The following is an 18,232-nucleotide window of genomic DNA, read 5'->3' on the forward strand; positions in this document are numbered from 1 at the left end:
TGATTAATGCAGGCGACGGTGGTTTATCTGCACTGGTTTTCGGTCAGGTTCTGTATCTATTAATCATTATTCCAGCACTGATAATTACGCCTTCACTTTCATCTCAAGGACTGAGCAATGATTGAATATCCGACACTGCAATCGCGAGTGCTCGAAGCAGAGACTGCTGCGCTTGTGCGGAATCAGGGAAGTAGATATATCCAGGACAATCCTCAATCCAATAAGTTGGAAAGTTTGTTGTTTTACTTGTCAGGCACGTCTTTGATTGACTGGTTAAAGGCGTGTAGGAAGTTGTCGGAACATTCCTAGGTTTTCAGCTCGGCCGCGCTTTGGCCTAGATAAATCGAGGTGTGAAGGGTTTCAAGGCTGGGCTGATACCCGGGGATGTCCGTGTCGTTTTGTTGCGCGCTGCTACTGTTTATTTAGCGCTTCACAAAGTGATACGGAACTTTCTATGCGTGTAATAGATCGAGCAAACACGCTCAGTAGTTGCTCGAAACTGACATTTCAACTCAGGTAGTAGAACGATGAGCACTATTCACGAACAGGCTATGAATTATGTTTACCAGCAAGTTTTGCAGCGTTTGATCGGGCACTTTAATCGTGCGGAGCGAACAGCGCTTCAGTTGTTGGTCCAGCGGATTGTCGTGGCCGCGGGTGGTATGGAGCAGGTGGGAGACTACAAGGTGTTGATGGCCCATGGTGGAGGCGAAGTCAGCAGCTGTACCTTGGCATTGCTGCGGGCTGCACAGCTGACCATCGCCGGGCGAGCGCCACGAACCTTCAAGTTGCGGGTGGCAACATTGCGCCATTCGGGCATGACCGACAGCAGGCTCGACAGCCTCAATCAGGGTTACGGGCGCTTGTTCCTTCACGATGACCCGAGGGTTGAACTACTGATGGTGGAGAACCAGGAAGTATTGCCCTTCAACCATCAACGCCCGGCCTCTGCCATGGGGCGAGAAATCAGCCAGCGCAACATGCTGATGATCGGCCACCTGAGCTCAGGTGATTGCCGTGCCACTTTGTGCAGCGACACGTATCTGGCACTCGGGGATTTCTACCAGCGCGTGACCACCTGGAATGGCGGGGTACATGCCCTGGTCAGTGGTGATTCCCCGCGCAAGCAAGGGCAGTTTCTGGCCTGGCTGAAGAAAACCGCCCAGAGCGCCGGCGTTCCGATTCCCAGCACCTGGCCGTTGTCGCTCACCGGGTTGTTTGCGCGCATGGACGAGTGGAGCACCAGCTACTACCGCGAGGTGTACGGTGAACATTATGTCGCCAGTGCCAACCCGAGCAAGGCGGGTCACCGTCACCTGGCTTACATCAGCATCGCCGACCTGCTGGAGGATGTGGATACGCAAATGTCGCCGATATTGACTGAATTCATGGCGTTTGCTCCCGACCCGCTTGGATTTCATTTCAGCCATCCTGGCTACTCCAATCCTCTGATGATGGCTCATCTGCGTGGCTTGCAGGCCCGCTGCCTGCGGGACCTTGACTACGAAGAGGGGGTTCAAGGCTTTATCCGCCAGGCCTCGCAGTTCCTGCGGCGCCAGCACCTGCCCGAGGAGTGGCTGGCGCAGATTGGCATCGGTGAGCACGGTGCGCTAACGAGTACCGCCGCGCAGCAGTTCTTTGGGCTGGATGAAACACAGTTGGTGTGCCTGCTGTTCTCGCCGTTTATCCACCATGGGGAGCGGCTGGAAGGCTATTTACGTCAATGCCACCCTGGCATGCTGGTGGCCTTGCCTGAGTTGCATAAGGTCCTGCAGGGCAAGCAATCGGCCGATATGTTGCAGCAGTGGGTCAGCGACACCAGTGGCCTGCCGATGCCCTTGTTGCAGCACCTCTATCGCAAGCGTCCGGTGCCCAGCGCGGTTGGTAAATCGCGCAGTGCAGGCGCCATGGCCCACGGCAACGCACCCGCTTGCCAATTGTCCGGGCGATGACACTGCGCGGCGAGCGACAAGCCGACTTCGCGTATCAGGCGGTCTACCGCTACATGATCAACCTGATCAACGAAGTCAGCACCGATACCCGTGTAAAGCTGCCATCGCTGCGGCAATTGGCGAGGCGCCTGAACGTATCGATCTCGACGATTCAATACGCCTACTCGCTGCTGGAGAAGGAGGGCAGGGTCTACTCGGTGGCCAAGTCGGGTTATTACGCCTGGCCGCTTTCAGCAAGTACGGTGGCAGGCGGTAGCGGCGATTTGCTTGACCGTCTTTACGCGGCGGCACGCAGCCCGTGCATGGCGGTGTTCAGCGGCGATGAGCCGGCGCTGCTGGCGTCGCTGGATGGGGCGCTGTTGCGCCTCGAACGGGAGCTGGTGCGCCAGTACCCGCGTCATCTGCAACCCTGGTCACAGCCGTGTGGCGTATGGGAGCTGCGTGCGGCACTGGCCGCGCGGTACACCTCGTCGCCCACGCGTTGCTGGCACGCCGACGACATCTACATCGGGGCCGACCTGCGCGGGGTGCTGGATATCCTGATTGAGGTGCTGGGCCTGCGGGGGACCACGGTGATCGTTGAATCCCCCTGCGACTGGCTGATTTTGCGCCTGTTCCAGGATTGCGCGGTGCGCATCATCGAGTTGCCCTGGACCCCGGAAGGGCGCCTGGACCTGACGACTCTTGACCAACTGTTGCGCGATGAGCCGGTGCACCTGGTATTGCTGTCGTCGAAGGTCAGCCTGCCATCAGGCAATGCCCTGCCTGCCCACGACCGCCTCAGCCTGGCACAGATGCTGGACCGGTACGGTTGCTGGCTGCTGGAAAACGACACTTTTGGCGAGCTGGGTTTCAAGGAGCCCCAGGCGGCGCTGCGTGAATGGGTGAACCCGGAGCGCCTGATGGTGTTTTCCTCGTTCGAGAAAATACTGGGGGCGGAAGCGCCCTACGGCTATCTGTTGTCACGGCGCATGAGCAGTGAACTGCAGCGCCAGTTTTTGCTGCGCTCGTTCCGCTTATCATCGATCCGCCAGCGCGCCATCGCCCGCCTTTATCAGAGCGGGCGAATAGACCCGCACTTGCGGGCGTTACGCCAACTACTGCAGGCGCAAGCGGCTGAAATGAGCGGGCGCCTCGAGCAGCATCTGGGGCAGCAGGTGAGTTATCGGATGCCGGCTGCCGGGGCGGCGTTCTGGCTGGGCTCCACCCAGGCCGTCGACATGCGCCAGGTCTTCAAGCGCCTGCTTGCCCAGCAGGTCGTGATTGCACCGGGCGAGCTGTTCAGTGTCAGCGGCCTGCATCATCAGCACTTGCGCGTGAGCCATACCTTTCATGGGCAGCCCAACCTGGAGATCGCCTTGGCGGCCATAAGCGAGGCCTTGCGTCAGGCTCAAACGGGATGACCGCGTGAAGTTTCTCTTACTGTTGTAGGATCGATACCGTCGCGCAGCAGTCCAACTCTCAGTAAACTGCCATTTTTTCCGAATCCTTCTTTCCGAGGTTTATGCATGACAATCAGTCCTTTTGCGGGCAAGCCGGCGCCAGCCCAGTTGCTGGTGGATATCCCGCGACTGGTTACGGCCTATTACACTGGCCAGCCTGATGCAGCAATCTCCACTCAGCGCGTGGCATTCGGTACGTCCGGGCACCGTGGCAGCTCGTTCGAACTGAGCTTCAACGAGTGGCATGTGCTCGCCATTAGCCAGGCGATCTGCCTGTATCGCGAAGCCCAGGGCATCAACGGCCCGCTGTTTGTCGGCCTGGACACCCATGCATTGTCGACGCCTGCCGGTGCCAGTGCCCTGGAAGTGCTGGCTGCCAACGGCGTGCACGTGATGTTGGCCGAAGGTGATGAGTACACACCGACCCCGGCCATTTCCCACGCCATCATCTGCTACAACCGTGGTCGCACCAGCGGGCTGGCTGACGGTATCGTCATCACGCCATCGCACAACCCGCCACAGAGTGGCGGCTACAAGTACAACCCGCCCAATGGCGGCCCGGCCGACACCCACGTGACCAAGTGGATCGAAGCCAAGGCCAACGAGCTGCTCGCCAACAAACTGGCCGGGGTCAAGCGCATCACTCACGCGCAGGCGCTCAAGGCCGACACTACCCATCGCCACGATTACCTCAACAGCTATGTGGCCGACCTGGTCAACGTGATCGACATGGACGCTATCCGCAGCGCCGACCTGCGCCTGGGCGTAGACCCGCTGGGCGGAGCAGGGGTGCGCTACTGGTCGGCGATTGCCGAGCACTACCGCTTGAACCTGGACGTAGTGAACACCGAAGTCGACGCGACTTTCCGCTTCATGAGCGTCGACTGGGATGGCCAGATCCGCATGGACCCGTCCTCCAGCTACGCCATGCAAGGCCTGATCGGCCTCAAGGAAAGGTTCGACGTGGCCTTCGCCTGCGACCCGGACCATGACCGTCACGGTATCGTGACGCCGTCCGCCGGTCTGCTGGCGCCGAACAACTACCTGGCCGTGTCCATCGACTACCTGTTCCAGAACCGTCCGGACTGGCGCGCAGACGCGGCGGTGGGCAAGACCGTGGTCAGCAGCGGCTTGATCGACCGCGTGGCGGCCCGCATCGGCCGTCGCCTGTACGAAGTGCCGGTCGGCTTCAAGTGGTTTGCCGATGGCCTGTTCGAAGGCTCGCTGGGTTTTGGCGGCGAAGAAAGCGCCGGTGCCTCGTTCCTGCGCAAGGACGGCACGGTCTGGAGCACTGACAAGGACGGCCTGATCCCGGCGTTGCTGGCAGCGGAAATGACCTCGCGCAAAGGCCAGGACCCAAGCCAGATCTACCGTGGCCTGACCGACGCCCTGGGTGAGCCGTTTGCGATTCGCGTGGACGCCAAGGCCACGCCGGCGCAGAAAGCCTTGCTGGGCAAGCTGTCGCCCGATCAGGTGACCTCGACCGAGCTGGCCGGCGAACGCATCCAGCAGATCCTCAGCCACGCGCCGGGCAATAACCAGGCGATCGGCGGCTTGAAAGTGATGACCGAAAACGGCTGGTTTGCCGCGCGGCCATCGGGCACCGAGGATATCTACAAGATCTACGCCGAGAGCTTTATCGGTGACGATCACCTCAAGCAGTTGGTGGAAGAGGCGCAGGTGTTGGTGGACGGCGCCATCTCCGACTAACGCTGCAATATCAATGTGGGAGGGGGCTTGCCCCCGATAGCGGTGTGTCAGTTTGCATCTCTTTTTCTGAAACACAGCCATCGGGGGCAAGCCCCCTCCCACAGTTGATTGAGGTCAGGCCAGGTCTACCAGGACGATTTCGCTGTCCTCGATCGCGGTTACCCGCAAAACCTGTTCATTCTCTACCGCAACACCGTCTCGCGCTTGTGCACGCAAGCCATTGACTTCAATCACGCCCGTCGCCGGCACTAGATACGCACGACGCCCACCGTCCAGCCGGTACTCGACAGTTTCCCCGGCTTTCAGGTTCGCTGCCACCAGTCGCGCATCCGCACGAATACGCAGGCTTTCATTGTCCCCGGCCTTGCCACTGGCCAGTGTCACAAACCCCTCGCGGTCGCCTTTCGGAAACGGCTTGGCGCCCCACGAAGGCGGCAAACCGGCTTCGTTCGGGATAATCCAGATCTGGAAAATCTTCGTCGGCGCATCTTCCAGGTTGTACTCGCTGTGAGCGATCCCGGTGCCCGCGCTCATCACCTGCACATCACCGGCCTCGGTGCGGCCCTTGTTGCCAAGGTTGTCGGCATGGCTGATCGCACCTTCACGCACATAAGTGATGATCTCCATGTCGCGGTGTGGGTGCTGCGGGAAGCCAGTGCCGGGTGCGATGATGTCGTCGTTCCACACCCGCAGGTTGCCCCAGTGCATACGCTTGGGGTCGTGGTACTCGGCAAATGAAAAGTGGTGATGGGCGTCAAGCCAGCCATGGTGGGCGCCGCCCAGGGAATTGAATGGTCGAAGTTCAAGCATGATCGTCTCCTGTGGATGGGCCTATGATCCTGCAGCCCATGATCGATAAAAAGCGTAAAAAATGCCTGATTCCTATCGATTTAATGGATTGGTTAGTGGCGTTTTGACTTTCAGTTCATCGCCTAACTGCATGACTGCAAAGCAATTGGCTGGAACTGAACGTCGATTCCGGCGACCATGGCGCACTTGTCACAACCCAGCTCAACGCAGGAGTCCGCGTGTCGCAACAAAAGCCTGATCTTCCTCCCGAACTGCGCCCCTTGGCTGAAATGCCGCTATTGAAACGCTTGGCCGCGCGCCTGTTTGGCCATGGCCTGACCCGCTTGCGCGCCCAGCATCGGTTTTCCTGGTTGCACGGGCAGGCCGACGGTTTTCGCAGTGGGCACGAGGCCGGCGTGGAATACGGTTATCGCGAAGGCAAGGCCGATGGCATCGAGGAAGGCCGGCAGGTCCTGCTGATTCGTGACTTCCGCCCCGATGAGCACCGAGCGCCGGGTGTGGACGACAGCCTGTTCGATGATTGGCGCCTGCCGCTCACTGCCGAGTTGAAGAAGCGCATCAAGGCGGATGTCGCGCGATTGCTACCGGCCCATGCCCAGCCCAGCGCGGCACAGTGGAAGATGATTTTCAGCGACACGCCTTCAACCTCGGTGATTGCCGGGGCTGGCGCGGGTAAATCCACCTCGCTGGTGCTGCGTATCCTGTTGCTGACCCATTACCTGGGCTTTGAGCTGAGCTCCATGACCGTGGTGACCTTTACCCGAGAGTCGCGCAAAGACTTCATCAACAAGCTCATGGAAATTCTCAACCTGTGGGGCCAACCCCTTGGTATGAAAGAAGCGCAGGCCGTGGTGCGTACCTTTCATTCGCGCATTCTGCCGATGGTGCGCAGCCTGCCGGGCTTTGAACGCCTGCAAGCGTTCGAAAACCTCAACTCGGGCTTCGAAGACGCCGACAGCAACCCCTTTGACCTGCGCATCAACGATGCCCAGCGCCAGCAAATGAATGCCTGTTATCACCACCTGCATGGGCGGCACCCACGCTTTCGCGAGTTGATTGCGCCGCTGGCACGCCATGGCCTGCAGCTCAAGGAACTGGAGCGTGATCATCCTGACGTGCAAAAGCGCGTAGCGGTGACCGAACTGGCAGCCAAGCGTGATGAAGAGCTGTGTGATGTAATCGAGGACCTGTGGTTTCGCGCCGGTGCCTGGCCGATCAAGGGCATCGAGCCCAATCGCCAGACCGTGGAGATCAATGGCGCGCAATTTCATTGCCATGGCTATATCCCCGAACTGGACGCCTGGGTCGTACTGGGCTTCGACTCGCGGGAAAATGCCCAGCTCAGCCGGCCCAACGCGAAACTGTCGGTGCGCGCAGAATGGGCGGTAAAGCGCACCTTGTTTCAAGCTTTCTGCCGTAAGCCATTGATATGGATAGACAGTTATGAATCCTCAAGGCGTCTGTTGAGTAGCTTGGCCGGTGATGCCGCTGCAGGGCCAGGCTTCGATTACAAGGTCCAAGGCGAGCTGGCTTCGGCGCCGTTGCTGGACAGTTTCGTGATGGCGGCCGGGTTTATCGAGAACCTTGGGCTGGATGTACCCACCGCGGTTGGGCAGATGAGCTTTGCCAAGGATGACCCGGACCGCTTCTTCTTCGAAGCCCTGAGCATTTTCTGGAAGGCCCTGGAAGATCACCTGCTGGACCAGTCGCCGCCGATCATGACCTACAACCGCATGTTCTCGCTGTTCGGCGAGAACACCCCGGAAAACCTCAAGCTGCTCAGCGACCCGCTGTTATGGCCGCTGTCGCACCTGATGATCGACGAGTTCCAGGACGTTTCGCCACAGATCGTCTCGTGGATCCGTGCCAGCCTGCGCGAGATCCGCAGCCGTGGCCCGGCCATGCACGTCGGGCGCGGCGCCCAGCATTCATCACTGTTGTGTGTGGGGGATGACTGGCAGTCGATCTACGGCTGGCGTGGGAGTTCGCCCAAGTACTTCATGGAATTCAACACGGAGTTCCCATCGCCTGCCACCACCCGAGTGATGCTGGGCGAGAACTATCGCAGTCACCAGTACATCATCGACGCGGCCGAGCATATCGTGCGCGCCGCACCCGCCATCCCCGGCAAGAAGGCCAAGGCCAGCGGGGCGCCCAAGGCTTTGGTGCCGGTCATGGTGCTGGAACGGGACGATGCGGCATTGGGACGGCAATTGCTGGAGCATTACCAGCGCGGCGAATCCGTGCTAATGCTCTATCGAAAAAGTAGCGATAAATTACTGATTCAAGAGCATATTCGGTCAATAGTTAATGTGGATTCTAGCTTGCCGCCTCCGGCGCGCAGGCTGAAACAATTGACCTACCACAGCGCCAAGGGGCTGCAGGCCGATGCGGTATTCCTGCTTGGGGATTGCCAGCATGTCACCCGTTCGCCGTATAAAAACCAGGTGTACCGCATGGCGGGCCTGGGCAAGGACGGGGACAGCGAGCCGTACGACAACGCGCAGAAGGACGAGATCTTGCGCCTGGCGTATGTGGGCATCACCCGGGCGGTGAGTCATTGCTACTGGTACGTGGAAAAGCCCGAAGGCCAGGCAGTCAATGTGCCCAAGGCGTCGGAGCGGGTAGATGGCAGGAAAGCGTTTTTTGATGATCAGCGCTTTTAGGCGCTGATCACTTCAGGCCCGCAGGGACTGCGGCGGCACAAACGACTCCAACTCGTCCTCCACCGCCTCGATGATCCGCTCCACATCGGCGGCATTCATCACCGTGGCACAGGGGATGCCGGCAATGGCAATCAACGTCTCGCCGCTGGCGCGGTCGAACAGGCGGGCGATCATACTGCCGGGCGCGTCCATGCTGCCCTCGAAGCCCATCGGATGAAAATGCCAACGCATCAGCTGGCAGGCGTTGGGGAACGTCACTTTATTCATGTTGCCCACCTTGTTCATTGAGCGCTTCCTTTAGCTCGCGGCAGGGGGCCAGACCTTCACTGGTCGTGGCGGTGTAGAGCTTAAAAATAGCATTCGTTCGTCACCGCAAGGTGACTTTTTCGGCCCCGTTCGGCGGTTGTTTTCCATAAGGTTGATGTGGGTCATGTCCTACTTGGGATTGGGCAAAAGGCCATTAGTCGGAAGCGTCAATTGGCCATTGAAGCGCCCGGGAAATTTCGGCAATCTCCAGGGTTTACCCGCCGCAGAGCCGTCCATGCCCGACATCGCTGCAGACGATGATTGCCAGCAATCCCACGCCACGCGAGAGTTGGTGTTACGCCATCACCTCTGCTGGCGCCACCGGGACCTGGAAGGCGTGATGTCCTACTACCACCCGGACATCCAATACCACGACTTTTTCCAGAACCGAGTCGTCGGTTTCGCCGACTTGCGCGATTACCTGCAAGCCAGCATGCCCCGTGAGGCTGACGAAGCAATCGAGCACAGCGACCGTATCCGTGCCGACGGCGATACCGCGTTCATCCAGTACCGCATCACCTTGCGGGGCAGCCAGGGCCTGGTGTCATTCCGCACCAGCGAAGCCATTACGGTGCGCGACGGGTTGATCTGGCGGGTCAACGAATACGCGTCCCTGGTGCACGAGCAGCCGGCCCAGGCCGCACGGCCCTCTGTCAGCCGCCTGGGCCTGTCGCCCCAGCAATTGGGGCATATGGCCAATGACCTGCAACAGTATTTCGAACGCAAGCAACCTTACCTGGACCCGGAGCTGGACCTGCAACGGGTGGCCAAGGAGTGCGGCTACAGCCGCAATCAAATTTCCTACCTGCTGAACCAGGTGCTGGGGCAAAGCTTCTACCGCTACGTCAACCAGGCAAGGCTCCAGCATTTACTGGCCGCGCTGGATCAGGCCGTACCGCCGATCAAGGTCGATGACCTGGCGTTTGCCGCCGGTTTCAATTCGCTGTCGGCGTTCTACAGCGCGTTCCGCCAGCATACGGGCCAGTCGCCCAAGGCCTACGTCAAACAAATTTCTCTGCGTGCACGCGCGCAAGACAGCCCATAACACGGCGCTCTAGGATCAACCCTATCGAAACGAGGTAGGGGAACCTGGCATGCCGGCATGGCGCAACATCAGTTTATGGATGGACCAGTTGGACGACCCGCTGCAGGCGCGGCCGACGCTGGAGCATGACCTGGACGTCAACGTGGCCATTATCGGCGCCGGTTACACCGGGCTGTGGACCGCGTATTACCTGAAGCGCCAGGCTCCCGAGCTGAAAATCGCCATCGTCGAGGCGCAAACCGCCGGTTTCGGCGCCTCCGGCCGCAATGGCGGCTGGCTGATGGGCAATTTGCTGGGTGAAGACCGCTTGCTCGCCAGCCTCAATCCCGAACAACGTCGCGCTTCGTTTGACCTGCTGCACGCCATCCCCGATGAAGTGGCCCAGGTGCTGGCACGTGAAGGCATCGACTGCGACTACCGCAAGGGCGGCGCCTTGTACTGTGCCGCGCGCTACCCCGAGCAGGAAGGCAGCCTGCGCCGCTATTTGGACAAACTCTACGCCCAAGGCCTGACCGAAGACGACTACCGCTGGCTCGCCCCGCAGCAGTTGGCCGAGCAAATCCGCATCGCCAAGCCCTATGGCGGCATTTACGCGCCCCATGTCGCAACCATCAACCCGGCCAAGCTGGTGCGTGGCCTGGCGCGGGTGGTCGAGAGCATGGGCGTGATGATCTACGAAAACAGCCCGGTCACCCACTGGCAATCCGGCAGCCTGCGTACCGCAAAGGCCGGTGTGCGGGCGGCCTGGGTGGTGCCGGCGGTGGAGGGCTATGCCACCACCTTGCCGCCGCTGGGTCGCTACCAACTGCCGGTGCAAAGCCTGATCGTCGCCACCGAGCCGTTACCCGCCAGCACCTGGGATGAGATCGGCCTGAGCCATGGCCAGGCCTTTGGTGAAAGCAGTCGCCAGGTCACCTACGGCCAGCGTTCGGCGGATAACCGCCTGGTATTCGGCGCGCGCGGCGGTTACCAATTCGCCGGGAAGCTACGCCACGACTTCGATTTGACCGACAGCGAAGTGGAGCTGCGTCGCTACCTGTTCGGCGAGCTGTTCCCACAGCTCAAGAACGTCAGGATTACCCATTCCTGGGGCGGCAACCTGGGCATGTCGCGCAATTTCCGTCCGCACATGCTCTGCGACCACAAGACCGGCATCGCGCTGTCCGGCGGTTACGGCGGGGAGGGCGTTGGCGCGACCAACCTGGGCGGCCGCACCCTGGCCGACCTGATCCTGGGCCGCGACACGTTGTTGACCCATCAGCCCTGGGTCATCCGCGAACGCGGCCTGGACGCGCTCAAACCCTGGGAACCCGAACCCTGCCGCTGGCTGGGCTACAACGCGATCATTCGCAGTTTTGTCCATGAAGACCAGGTACTGGCCAACCCCACTACCGCCCCTTGGCGCCGCAAGCTGGCCAGCGGTGTGGCCGGGTTCATGGAAGGTTTCATGCACTAAGTCGTTTCATTCACACGGGAAAATCCATGAGCATCACTCAGTTCAAAGACACGCTGAACGCCCACCTGCCGGACTCGTCGCCCGTCGCCGTGCCCTTGGGTGAGCCCATTGCCATTGCGTCGACCCTGAGCGTCGAGCGCAACGACGGCGTCGAGACCGGCATCTGGGAGTGCACCCCAGGCCGCTGGCGTCGGCAGATCAACTCCCAGGAGTTCTGCCACTTTATCCAGGGCCGCTGCACCTTCACCCCGGATAACGGTGAAGTCGTCCACATACAAGCCGGTGATGCACTGATGTTGCCGGCCAACAGCACCGGCATCTGGGATATCCAGGAGACCGTGCGCAAGACCTATGTATTGATCCTGTAACGCTTTGATCCTTGATCGCCTGCCATAAAAACAGCCCTAAAACCGCCAGGAAATCGAACCATGAAAGCCATTGCCCTGTTGCCCTTGATGTTGGTGGCCTCTATCAGCCAGGCCACCGAGACGGTAAAAATCTACAACTGGTCGGACTACATCGCGCCGGATACCACCAAGAACTTCCAGAAAGATACCGGCATCGGTTTCACCTACGACGTGTACGACAGCAATGAAACCCTCGACGGCAAGTTGATGACCGGTAAATCCGGCTACGACGTGGTGTTCCCGTCCAACCATTTCATGGCCCGGCAGATCCAGGGCGGGGCATTGAAGAAGCTCGACAAGAGCCAGTTGCCCAATTGGAAGAACCTCAACCCGGTACTGCTCAAGGCCCTGGAAAACAACGACCCGGGCAATGCCCATGGTTTCCCGTACCTGTGGGGCAGCACCGGCATCGGCTACAACATCGACAAGGTCAAGGCCGTGCTGGGCGATAACGCGCCGGTGGACTCCTGGGACCTGATCTTCAAGCCGGAAAACATGGCCAAGCTGCAGAAATGCGGGGTGGCGATCCTCGACAACGGCCCGGAACTGCTGCCGGCCGCGCTCAACTACCTGGGCTTGCCGCACCACAGCAAGAAACCCGAGGACTACAAGAAGGCGGAAGACCTGCTGATGAAAGTGCGACCTTACGTGGCGTACTTCCACTCCTCGAAATACACCGCCGACCTGGCCAATGGCGATATCTGCGTGGCCGTCGGCTTCTCGGGCGACATCCTGCAAGCCGAAAGCCGCGCCAAGGAAGCCAAGAACGGCGTGAACATCGGCTACAACATCCCCAAGGAAGGCGCCGCCATCTGGTTCGACATGGTCGCGATGCCCGCCGACGCGCCGGATGAAAAAGCTGGTTATGCGTTCATGAACTACCTGCTACGCCCGGAAGTAATGGCCGGCATCACCAACTACGTGCATTACGCCAATGGCAACCAGGCCGCCGACAGCCTGGTGGACCCGGCGATCAAGGCGGATACCAAGGTGTATCCAAGCCCGGTAATGATGGGCAAGTTGTTCGCGTTGGAAGCGATGCCGCTGAATATCGACCGGGTGCGTACACGGGTGTGGAACACCATTCGCACGGGTCGCTGAAGGGCGGGGCGGTGAGCGGCCCACGCACAGCTCAGGGATTTTCCAGATCATGCCCCAACGACTGGATAAACAACGAAAACAGCTCCGGCTGTGACGAGATATCCAGCTTGGCGTACAAATGCCGACGGTGCACCTTCACCGTGTCCGGCGAGATGTTCAGGCGCTCGGCCATGGCCTTGGACGAGAACCCGCGCAGCACCAGGCGGGCGATTTCCAGTTCGCGGTCCGAGAGCACCCCGCAGCCGAACTGACTCAGCGCATCCCGGATCTGGCTGTCCATCGCCGGGGCGCGCTGGGTGCTTTGCTGCCAATGCTGTTGCATCAGCGGCAACACCCAGGCCGCTACGGTGGTCATCAACCCGGTTTCCTCAAAGCTGAAGCGCCGCTGCATGCCCAACGACAGCGATAACGTCCCGGCGCCCTGCAGTTGCAGGATGAATTGCACCTCGTCTTCCAGCACGTTGTCGTGGAAGTAGTTGAGGAAGTACTCACTCTGGCGAAAATGATCCGGCGCCACTTCCTCCAGGCGGTACACCCCGCTGGCATACCCCTCGCGACAGGCCTGGAAGAACGGGTCGAGCAAATACAAGCCATTGAGGTACACCAGCATCGACGCCGGCTTGCTGCTGGGCTGGGCGTCGTATTCTTCCAGGGCCTGGGGTGGCCCTTCCAAGGGGTAGAAGATCGCCAGGGCGTTATCGAAGGGCAGGCATTGGTGCAGCAACAGCACCAACTGCTTCCAGAAACGCTCGGTGCCGATGTGCTCAACGGTGCGGCCCAGGCCGGCGTGCATCCCAACCTCGCGAAACAGGCTCATGTGACAGGCTCCCGCCGGCAAAAAGATCGGCCAAGGGTTCGGCTTTTACCGTATGGCGTCAAGGGGAGTACGCCAATAGGGGAATTGGCTGACAAGCCCTCGGCCATTAACGTCGGCATCATTCAACGGGAAACATATCCCGTGACTTCCAGACTTTTCGTTTCTGCCTCACACCAAGAACAACGACAGAGGATAACGATATGAGCATTTCCCCCACGCCCGACGGCGTGTTGAAACCCACCTTGAGTGTGTTCGATGTGGTCGCCATCACCGTATCAGCGGTGACGCCGGCCAGTTCCGTGTTTGTGATCGCACCGTTTGCCATCCAGCAGGCCGGCAGCGGAGTGTTCCTGGCGTTCGTGATGGCCGGTCTGCTCGCGCTGATGTTTGCGTTTTGCTACGCCGAACTGGGCCGTGCTCACAACAGCGCCGGTGGCGAATATGTATACGCCAAGCGCGTGTTCGGCGGCATGGCGGGCTACGCGACATTCCTGACCGTGCTGGTGATGTTGCTGTTTATCCCGCCGGTACTGGCTACGGGCGCGGCAACGTATCTGAATAACGCCCTGGGCACGAAGTTTGATTCGCAGACGGTGGCCCTGGTGATCGTGGTGTGCAGCTACGCCCTGGGCATCCTCAATATCAAGCTCAACGCCTGGATCACCGGCACCTGCCTGTTGCTGGAAGTCGCAGCGCTGCTGGTGATCGTGGTGATCGGCTTTGGCAACCCAGTACAACCGGCCAGCGTGCTGTTCCAGCCGCAGATCGTCGAAAACGGCGTGTTGCACCTGGCGCCCTGGGCCCTGGTGATCGGTGCCGTGGGCATCGGCCTGTTTTCCTACAATGGCTACGGGCCGGCGGTGTTGCTCGCCGAAGACATGAAATGCGGCGGCAAAGGCGTGCACAAGGCGGTGCTGTGGTCCCTTGGCCTGGTGGTGGTCATCGAATTGGTGCCAATCACCGCCCTATTGATCGGCGCGCCGTCCCTCAGCGCGATGATCAGCAGCCCTGACCCCATCGGCTACCTGTTGACCAGCCACGGCAATGAAACCCTGTCACGCCTGGTCAGTGCCGGGATCTTCCTGTCGGTGTTCAATGCGATCGTCGCCATCGTGATCCAGATCGGCCGCGTGGTGTTCAGCAGCGGGCGCGATGCGCTGTGGACGCCGGGCATCAACAAACTGTTCACACGCATTCACCCGCGCTGGGATTCGCCGTGGTTGGCGACGCTGTTCCTGGCGATCCCTTCGGCGCTGCTGAGTTTCAGCTCCAACCTGGCCGACCTGACCTCGTTCAGCGTATTGCTGATCATGCTGGTGTACCTGGTGGTGGCGTTGAGCGCGTTGATGAGCCGGGTGCTGCTGCGTGATCGCGAGCATCCCTATCGCATGCCGCTGTGGCCGTTGCCGGCGTTGGTGGCGGTGCTGGGCGCGGGCTATTTGTTAATGACCTTGATCGTGGCGGCCTCGGTCCGCGACATCCTGATCATCCTCGGCCTGCTGGCCCTGTCGGTGATCCTGTATTGCATCAGTGGCCGGTTGAGTCCGGTCTTCCAGAAATTGTAAGGAGTAGTTATGCGCGCACGTCAATTGGGCATCACGTTGGGGCTGGGCACGCCCGGTGAGTGGAACGCCATCACTGATGTGCCGGGGGTACGGGTCGGGCACAGCACGCTCAAGACCCGTATCGATGGCAAGCAGGTGCGCACCGGCGTCAGCGTGATCCAGCCGCGCGCGGGGGAGGCTCGCCTGCAACCGTGCTTTGCCGGGTACCACGTGCTCAATGGCAACGGTGACGCCACCGGCCTGGAATGGGTCAGCGAAGCGGGGCTGCTGACCACGCCGCTGGCCATCACCAACACCCACAGCATCGGCATCGTGCGCGACAGCCTGATCGCCCTGGAACGCGAACGCCTGGCGGACCCGGCGGTGTATTGGTGCATGCCGGTGGTGATGGAAACCTATGACGGCCTGCTCAACGATATCTGGGGCCAGCACGTGGGGCCCGAGCATGTGCGCGAAGCGGTGGACAACGCCGAAACCGGCCCGGTGCAGGAGGGCGCGGTCGGCGGAGGCACCGGCATGATCTGCCACGAGTTCAAGGGCGGCATCGGTACATCCTCGCGGCGCCTGCCGGCGGAGCAGGGCGGCTGGACCGTTGGCGTGCTGGTGCAGGCCAACCACGGCAAGCGCCAGGAACTGCGGGTGGACGGCTACCCGGTGGGGCGCCGCCTGATGGACATTGCGTCGCCGTTCGCAGAGCAAGGTACGCCGGGCATGGGTTCGATTGTGGTGATCATCGCCACGGACGCGCCGTTGCTGCCGCACCAGTGCCAGCGCCTGGCACAACGTGCATCCATCGGCATCGCCCGTACCGGTGGCGGCACCGAGGATTCCAGCGGCGATCTGTTCCTGGCGTTTGCCACGGGTAACCAGGATTTGCCGCCGGCGGATTACGGGCGCAAGGGCCTGCCGTTCAGCAGTGCATTGCAGATGGTCAACAACGACCATATTTCGCCGCTGTTCAGCGCGGCGGCGGAGGCCGTTGAGGAGGCAATCATCAATGCGATGCTGGCCGGGGAGGACATGCTCACCGATCAAGGCGTGCGCGTGCCGGGCCTGGACGCCGACACGCTGTTGGCGGCATTGCACAACACCGGCTGGAGTGTGTCCCGGAAATAGGGGGCACACTTACTGATGACTGTAAGTAGTGGCTGTTTAATGTTGCCAATGGCACCGTGGCAATATATTGGATCCATTAATAGCGAATGCCACTCAACTTGAGCGGCATTAGTGCTATTTAATATTTAAATACCGGCGCGGTGTTTTTTGTCGGACAACATCGGTACTGCCCAATAAACATGGAGCGGAACTTACCTGGGGTGTTTGCCTGCCGATTTTTAGTGCTGGAAAAGATGTAGACGAAAGATTTCAAGTTGTGTCAGTTTTCTTACGCCTTCAAAAGAGGCGAGTGATAGGACGATCTCGCCCGCGGGGTTCCTATCGATCAAAGACTGATGCACTTGCAAACAAGGAAGTACGTTTATGTCAAAAGTAAAAGACAAGGCTATCGTGTCGGCGGCGCAAGCCAGCACCGCTTACTCGCAAATCGATAGCTTCAGCCATTTGTACGACCGTGGCGGCAACCTCACGATCAATGGCAAACCCTCCTATTCCGTTGACCAGGCGGCCACCCAGCTGCTGCGCGACGGCGCCGCGTACCGGGACTTTGACGGCAACGGCAAGATCGACCTGACCTACACCTTCCTGACCTCGGCCTCCTCGAGCACCATGAACAAACATGGCATCGCGGGCTTCAGCCAGTTCAATGCCCAGCAGAAAGCACAGGCCGTACTGGCCATGCAATCCTGGGCGGACGTGGCCAACGTCACCTTCACCGAGAAAGCCACCGGCGGTGACGGCCACATGACCTTCGGCAACTACAGCAGCGGCCAGGACGGCGCGGCCGCCTTCGCCTACCTGCCCGGCACCGGCGCAGGCTACGACGGCACCTCGTGGTACCTGACCAACAACAGCTACACGCCGAACAAGACCCCGGACCTGAACAACTACGGCCGGCAGACCCTCACTCACGAAATCGGCCATACCCTGGGTCTGGCCCACCCTGGCGACTACAACGCCGGGAACGGCAACCCGACCTACAACGACGCGACCTATGGACAGGACACGCGCGGCTACAGCTTGATGAGCTACTGGAGCGAGAGCAACACCAACCAGAACTTCAGCAAGGGTGGGGTCGAGGCTTACGCGTCCGCTCCGCTGATCGACGACATCGCGGCGATCCAGAAGCTCTACGGCGCCAACTACAACACCCGTGCCGGCGACACCACCTACGGCTTCAACTCCAACACCGGGCGGGACTTCTACAGCGCCACCTCCAATGCCGACAAGCTGGTGTTCTCGGTGTGGGATGGCGGTGGCAACGACACCCTGGACTTCTCCGGTTTCACCCAGAACCAGAAGATCAACCTCAATGAAGCGTCGTTCTCCGACGTGGGCGGCCTGGTGGGCAACGTGTCCATCGCCAAGGGCGTGACCGTCGAGAACGCTTTCGGCGGTGCCGGCAACGATTTGATCATCGGCAATAACGCGGCCAATGTGATCAAGGGCGGGGCCGGCAACGACCTCATCTACGGTGGCGGCGGGGCGGACCAATTGTGGGGCGGCGCGGGCAACGACACCTTTGTGTTCGGTGCCAGCTCCGATTCCAGGCCGGGCGCGGCGGACAAGATCTTTGACTTTACCTCCGGTTCCGACAAGATCGACCTGTCCGGCATCACCAAGGGCGCAGGCCTGACCTTCGTCAATGCCTTTACCGGGCATGCCGGCGATGCAGTCCTCACCTACGCCGCAGGTACCAACCTGGGCACCCTGGCTGTGGACTTCTCCGGGCACGGCGTGGCGGACTTCCTCGTCACCACCGTCGGCCAGGCTGCGGTCAGCGACATCGTAGCGTGATGCACGGGCGCGGCGCTTCGGCGCCGCGCCTTACGGATGGAG

At 60.6% G+C, this 18,232-nt stretch carries 14 protein-coding genes; 11 read left to right on the plus strand and 3 right to left on the minus strand.

Features of this window, described 5'->3' with window-relative positions:
- Nucleotides 1-527: 527 nt before the first annotated feature.
- The 3 genes from NL123_RS15825 to pgm all read left to right on the plus strand — a co-directional run bounded on the left by NL123_RS15825 (nt 528) and on the right by pgm (nt 5,104).
- Nucleotides 528-1,952 (plus strand): hypothetical protein, encoded by a 1,425-nt coding sequence (locus NL123_RS15825; protein WP_494355731.1) that lies wholly within the window; start codon nt 528-530, stop codon nt 1,950-1,952.
- Nucleotides 1,949-3,355, plus strand: a complete 1,407-nt coding sequence (locus tag NL123_RS15830; RefSeq protein WP_248481636.1) for an aminotransferase-like domain-containing protein — start codon at nt 1,949-1,951, stop codon at nt 3,353-3,355. The genes NL123_RS15825 and NL123_RS15830 overlap by 4 nt, the downstream gene beginning before the upstream one ends.
- Nucleotides 3,356-3,460: 105 nt before the next feature.
- The gene (gene pgm, locus NL123_RS15835; protein ID WP_494355732.1) at nt 3,461-5,104 is read left to right on the plus strand and encodes a phosphoglucomutase (alpha-D-glucose-1,6-bisphosphate-dependent); all 1,644 of its coding nucleotides are present in this window, start codon (nt 3,461-3,463) and stop codon (nt 5,102-5,104) included.
- A 114-nt stretch (nt 5,105-5,218) separates the two neighbouring features.
- Here pgm and NL123_RS15840 read toward each other — a convergent pair whose 3' ends face one another.
- Complete coding sequence (locus NL123_RS15840) at nt 5,219-5,914, minus strand: pirin family protein (RefSeq protein WP_071495688.1); 696 nt, start codon at nt 5,912-5,914, stop codon at nt 5,219-5,221.
- 218 nt (nt 5,915-6,132) lie between these two features.
- Here NL123_RS15840 and NL123_RS15845 point away from each other — a divergent pair, with 218 nt between their 5' ends.
- A complete protein-coding gene (locus NL123_RS15845) occupies nt 6,133-8,580 on the plus strand; it encodes a UvrD-helicase domain-containing protein (RefSeq protein WP_494355733.1) in 2,448 nt (815 codons plus the stop codon).
- Nucleotides 8,581-8,592: 12 nt separating this feature from the next.
- Here the strand turns inward: NL123_RS15845 and NL123_RS15850 are convergent, their stop codons facing one another.
- The gene (locus NL123_RS15850) at nt 8,593-8,865 is read right to left on the minus strand and encodes a DUF1652 domain-containing protein (RefSeq protein WP_058425948.1); all 273 of its coding nucleotides are present in this window, start codon (nt 8,863-8,865) and stop codon (nt 8,593-8,595) included.
- A gap of 256 nt (nt 8,866-9,121) precedes the next feature.
- Between NL123_RS15850 and NL123_RS15855 the strand changes: the two genes are divergently transcribed.
- The 4 genes from NL123_RS15855 to NL123_RS15870 are packed head-to-tail and all read left to right on the plus strand — an operon-like array spanning nt 9,122 to nt 12,895.
- Nucleotides 9,122-9,931 carry a helix-turn-helix transcriptional regulator gene (locus NL123_RS15855; protein ID WP_248481629.1) on the plus strand — a complete coding sequence of 270 codons (810 nt, stop codon included), beginning with the start codon at nt 9,122-9,124 and terminating at the stop codon, nt 9,929-9,931.
- 49 nt (nt 9,932-9,980) lie between these two features.
- Nucleotides 9,981-11,387, plus strand: coding sequence for an NAD(P)/FAD-dependent oxidoreductase (locus tag NL123_RS15860; RefSeq protein ID WP_494355734.1), 1,407 nt, complete (start codon nt 9,981-9,983; stop codon nt 11,385-11,387).
- A gap of 26 nt (nt 11,388-11,413) precedes the next feature.
- Entirely contained in the window at nt 11,414-11,755 is a 342-nt protein-coding gene (locus tag NL123_RS15865) for a cupin domain-containing protein (RefSeq protein WP_494355735.1), read from the plus strand.
- 60 nt (nt 11,756-11,815) lie between these two features.
- On the plus strand, nt 11,816-12,895 hold the full coding sequence (locus NL123_RS15870) for a polyamine ABC transporter substrate-binding protein (protein WP_494355736.1): 1,080 nt from the start codon (nt 11,816-11,818) through the stop codon (nt 12,893-12,895).
- A gap of 31 nt (nt 12,896-12,926) precedes the next feature.
- On the opposite strand, the gene NL123_RS15875 is transcribed toward NL123_RS15870, so the two are convergent.
- On the minus strand, nt 12,927-13,712 hold the full coding sequence (locus NL123_RS15875; RefSeq protein WP_494355737.1) for a helix-turn-helix transcriptional regulator: 786 nt from the start codon (nt 13,710-13,712) through the stop codon (nt 12,927-12,929).
- Nucleotides 13,713-13,912: 200 nt separating this feature from the next.
- On the opposite strand from NL123_RS15875, the gene NL123_RS15880 reads away from it, so the two are divergent.
- The 3 genes from NL123_RS15880 to NL123_RS15890 all read left to right on the plus strand — a co-directional run bounded on the left by NL123_RS15880 (nt 13,913) and on the right by NL123_RS15890 (nt 18,190).
- Nucleotides 13,913-15,277, plus strand: a complete 1,365-nt coding sequence (locus tag NL123_RS15880) for an APC family permease (RefSeq protein WP_494355738.1) — start codon at nt 13,913-13,915, stop codon at nt 15,275-15,277.
- 9 nt (nt 15,278-15,286) lie between these two features.
- Nucleotides 15,287-16,393: a DmpA family aminopeptidase gene (locus NL123_RS15885; RefSeq protein ID WP_494355739.1), complete on the plus strand. Its 1,107-nt coding sequence runs from the start codon at nt 15,287-15,289 to the stop codon at nt 16,391-16,393.
- A gap of 363 nt (nt 16,394-16,756) precedes the next feature.
- Entirely contained in the window at nt 16,757-18,190 is a 1,434-nt protein-coding gene (locus NL123_RS15890) for a serralysin family metalloprotease (protein ID WP_071488361.1), read from the plus strand.
- Nucleotides 18,191-18,232: the final 42 nt, after the last annotated feature.

This window comes from Pseudomonas sp. FBCC-B1565 (assembly GCF_059133265.1).